General features: G+C 67.5%; 2 protein-coding genes. Both read left to right on the forward strand.

All coding sequences use genetic code 11. From position 1 onward, the window contains the following. The first annotated feature begins 118 nt into the window (after nucleotides 1-118). A complete protein-coding gene (gene moeB / locus ACVOLJ_RS20820) occupies nucleotides 119-1,255 on the forward strand; it encodes a molybdopterin-synthase adenylyltransferase MoeB (protein WP_481564989.1) in 1,137 nt (378 codons plus the stop codon). Between the two features lie 220 nt (nucleotides 1,256-1,475). Beyond that, on the forward strand, nucleotides 1,476-3,311 hold the full coding sequence (locus ACVOLJ_RS20825) for a monovalent cation:proton antiporter-2 (CPA2) family protein (protein WP_475279642.1): 1,836 nt from the start codon (nucleotides 1,476-1,478) through the stop codon (nucleotides 3,309-3,311). Nucleotides 3,312-3,404: the final 93 nt, after the last annotated feature.

Genomic DNA, 3,404 nt, shown 5'->3' on the forward strand with positions numbered 1-3,404 from the left:
CCGGCAACCCGATGATGCCTGTCATGTTCATGAGGTTGCCGGCCAGCGGCCGGCACTACCACGTGCCTGCGGATATCGGTCAAGGCGCGCGTGGCGTGGCCTGCGCGATAATGGCGCCATGAGCATTCCAGAGCTTTCCCCTGAACAGGCGCGCGTGCGTCTCGCCCATGGTGCGGTGCTGATCGATGTGCGCGAAGCGCACGAGCGGGCCGGCGGCATGGCCGAAGGCGCGCGCGGCGTGGCCAAGGCTGACCTGCTGGCAGACCCGGTCGCGCACCTGCCCACACAGGGCCAGGAAATCCTGCTGATCTGCCAGAGCGGCAAGCGCTCGGCTGATGCAGCGCAGGCGTTGCTGGATGCGGGCTACACCAACGTGGCCTCGGTCGCCGGCGGCACCGTGGCCTGGCGCGAGCAGGCGCTGCCGCTGGTGCAGCCGCTGAGCAGTGCTGCCGACCGCGATTTCTATGACCGCTATTCGCGCCATCTGCTGCTGCCGCAGGTGGGCGAGGCAGGCCAGCGCCGGCTGCAGCAGGCGCGGGTGCTGGTGCTCGGCGCGGGCGGGCTGGGCGCGCCGGCCGGCTTCTATCTGGCCGCCGCCGGCGTAGGACACCTGCGTTTCGCCGACCACGACCGGGTCGAACGCAGCAACCTGCACCGGCAGATCGTGCATACCGAGGCCAGCGTCGGCCAGCTGAAAGTGGATTCGGCGCGTGAGCGCCTGCTGGCGCTGAACCCATCCATCGAGGTCGAGGCGGTGCCCGAGCGTGTCACCTCGGAGAACGTGGACCGCCTGCTGGAAGGCGTGGATGTGGTGCTGGATGGGTCGGACAACTTCCCGCTGCGCTACCTGCTCAACGATGCCTGCATCAAGCATGCGAAGCCGATGGTCTATGCCGCGATCGAGCGTTTCGATGGCCAGGTGAGCGTGTTCGATGCCGGGCGCCAGCGCGGCGTGGCGCCGTGCTACCGCTGCCTGTTCCCGGAGCCGCCGCCGCCGGAATTCGCGCCGAACTGTTCCGAAGCGGGCGTACTGGGCGTGCTGCCGGGTCTGGCCGGGGTGCTGCAGGCGACCGAGGTACTGAAGCTGCTGCTGGGCATTGGTGAGCCGCTGATTGGCCGGCTGCTGCGCTTCGACGCGCTGGGCATGCGCTTCCGCGAAACCGGTATCGGCCCGGACCCGCAGTGCCCGGTGTGCGCGCCGGGCGTACCGTTCCCCGGGTATATCGATTACGCCGCGTTCTGCCGGAGCGGGTGAAACGGTCGGGGGAGCGCCCTGGTAGATGCCGACCTTGGTCGGCGCTCTCGTGCCAACCAAGGTTGGCACCTACCGAAGCACGCGCGGTTTCGGGATGATCCATCGGGTTGAGCCCTGTGTTGTTCCACCTGAAAGACAATCAAACGCAACGTACATGCTATTGCCGTCATCGGCATTGCTCTATCGTTGAGTCCGATTTCGATTCCGGGGAATACACCGCATGGCGGTAGAAGCAGCGACCAGCGAGCTGGTCAAGGTCGTGGCCCTGTTGGGTGCAGCGGTGGTGATGGTGCCGCTGTTCCGTCGGCTCGGCCTGGGCTCGGTGCTGGGCTACTTCGCTGCCGGCCTGGCGATCGGTCCGTTCGGCCTGGGCTGGTTCTCCGACCCGCAGTCGATCCTGCACACCGCCGAACTCGGCGTGGTCATGTTCCTGTTCGTGATCGGCCTGGAAATGCGCCCCTCGCACCTGTGGAGCCTGCGCAAGGAAATCTTCGGGCTGGGCACACTGCAGATCGTCACCTGCGCGCTGGTGCTGACCAGCATCGCCAAGCTGTTCGGGTTGCCCTGGCAGGTCGCCTTCATCGGCGCTACCGGCTTCGTGCTGACCTCCACCGCCGTGGTGATGCAGCTGCTGGCCGAGCGCGGCGACATCGCGCTGCCGTCCGGGCAGAAGATCGTCTCGATCCTGCTGTTTGAAGACCTGCTGATCGTGCCGTTGCTGGCGCTGGTGGCATGGATGGCACCCAGCGCGGGCGCCGTCGCTGGTGAAGGTTCGCGCTGGATGTCGGTGGCCATTGGCATCGGCGCCATCGTCGGCCTGGTGCTGGTGGGCCGCTTCCTGCTCAACCCGCTGTTCCGCCTGCTGGCCGAATCGAAGGCGCGCGAGGTGATGACCGCCGCTGCGCTGCTGGTGGTGCTGGGCGCGGCGCTGTTGATGCAGTTGTCCGGCCTGTCGATGGCGATGGGCGCGTTCCTGGCCGGCGTGCTGCTGAGCGAGTCGACCTTCCGCCACCAGATTGAAGCCGATATCGAGCCGTTCCGCGGCATCCTGCTCGGCCTGTTCTTCCTCAGCGTGGGCATGGCGCTGGACCTGGGCGTGGTGGCCGGCAACTGGCCGATGATCCTCGGACTGGTGGTGGCGCTGATGGCGGCCAAGGCGGTGTGCATCTATGTGGTCGCACGCATCATGGGCAGCGACCACGCACAGGCGCTGGACCGTGGCGTGCTGATGGCACAGGGCGGCGAGTTCGCCTTCGTGCTGTTCTCGGCCGCTGCCAGTGCCGGTGTGATCAGCCTGGACATCAATGCCAACTTCACTGCGGTGGTGGTGCTGTCGATGGCGCTGACCCCGCTGGTGGTGCTGGTCTACAAGCGCTTCGCGCCGACGCCGACGGTGAACATGGAAGGCGTGGACGAGGCCGATGGCTTGTCTGGCAGCGTGCTGCTGATCGGCTTCGGTCGCTTCGGCCAGGTCGCCAGCCAGTCGCTGCTGGCACGCGATGTGGACGTGACCATCATCGACAACGACGTGGACATGATCCACAACGCCGAGCGCTTCGGTTTCAAGATCTATTACGGCGACGGCACGCGCCTGGACGTGCTGCATGCGTCCGGTGCGGGCAGTGCGCGGGCGATCGCGGTGTGCGTGAACAATGCCGAGGATGCTGACCGCATCGTTGAACTGGTGGCCCATCAGTTCCCGCAGGCCAAGCTGCTGGTGCGTTCGTTCGACCGCGAGCATTCGCTGCGGCTGATCCATGCCGGCGTTGATTTCCAGATTCGCGAGACGTTCGAATCGGCGCTGCTGTTCGGGCAGGCGGCACTGGTGGAGCTGGGTGCGGATGAGGATGACGCCCGCGAGATTGCCGAGCAGATCCGCGAGCGTGATGCCGAGCGCTTCGAACTGGAAATGGCCGGTGGCAGCCTGCGCGCCGGTGCGCACATGGTGTTTGGCAGCGCGCTGCCGGGCGTGCCGACGCCGACCCCGTTCACCGCACCGAAGCGCAAGGCGCGCACGTTGAATGCGGACGAGGTGCCGGAGGAAGAAGAGGAATGACGCCCGGTAGTGGGGGGGGGGGGGGGGCGCCACGAGGACCCCGCGCGGCGCCCCGCGGGGGGGGGGCCGGGGGGGCGCCCGCCCGGGGGGGGG

The organism is Stenotrophomonas sp. STEN046 (genome assembly GCF_056759755.1).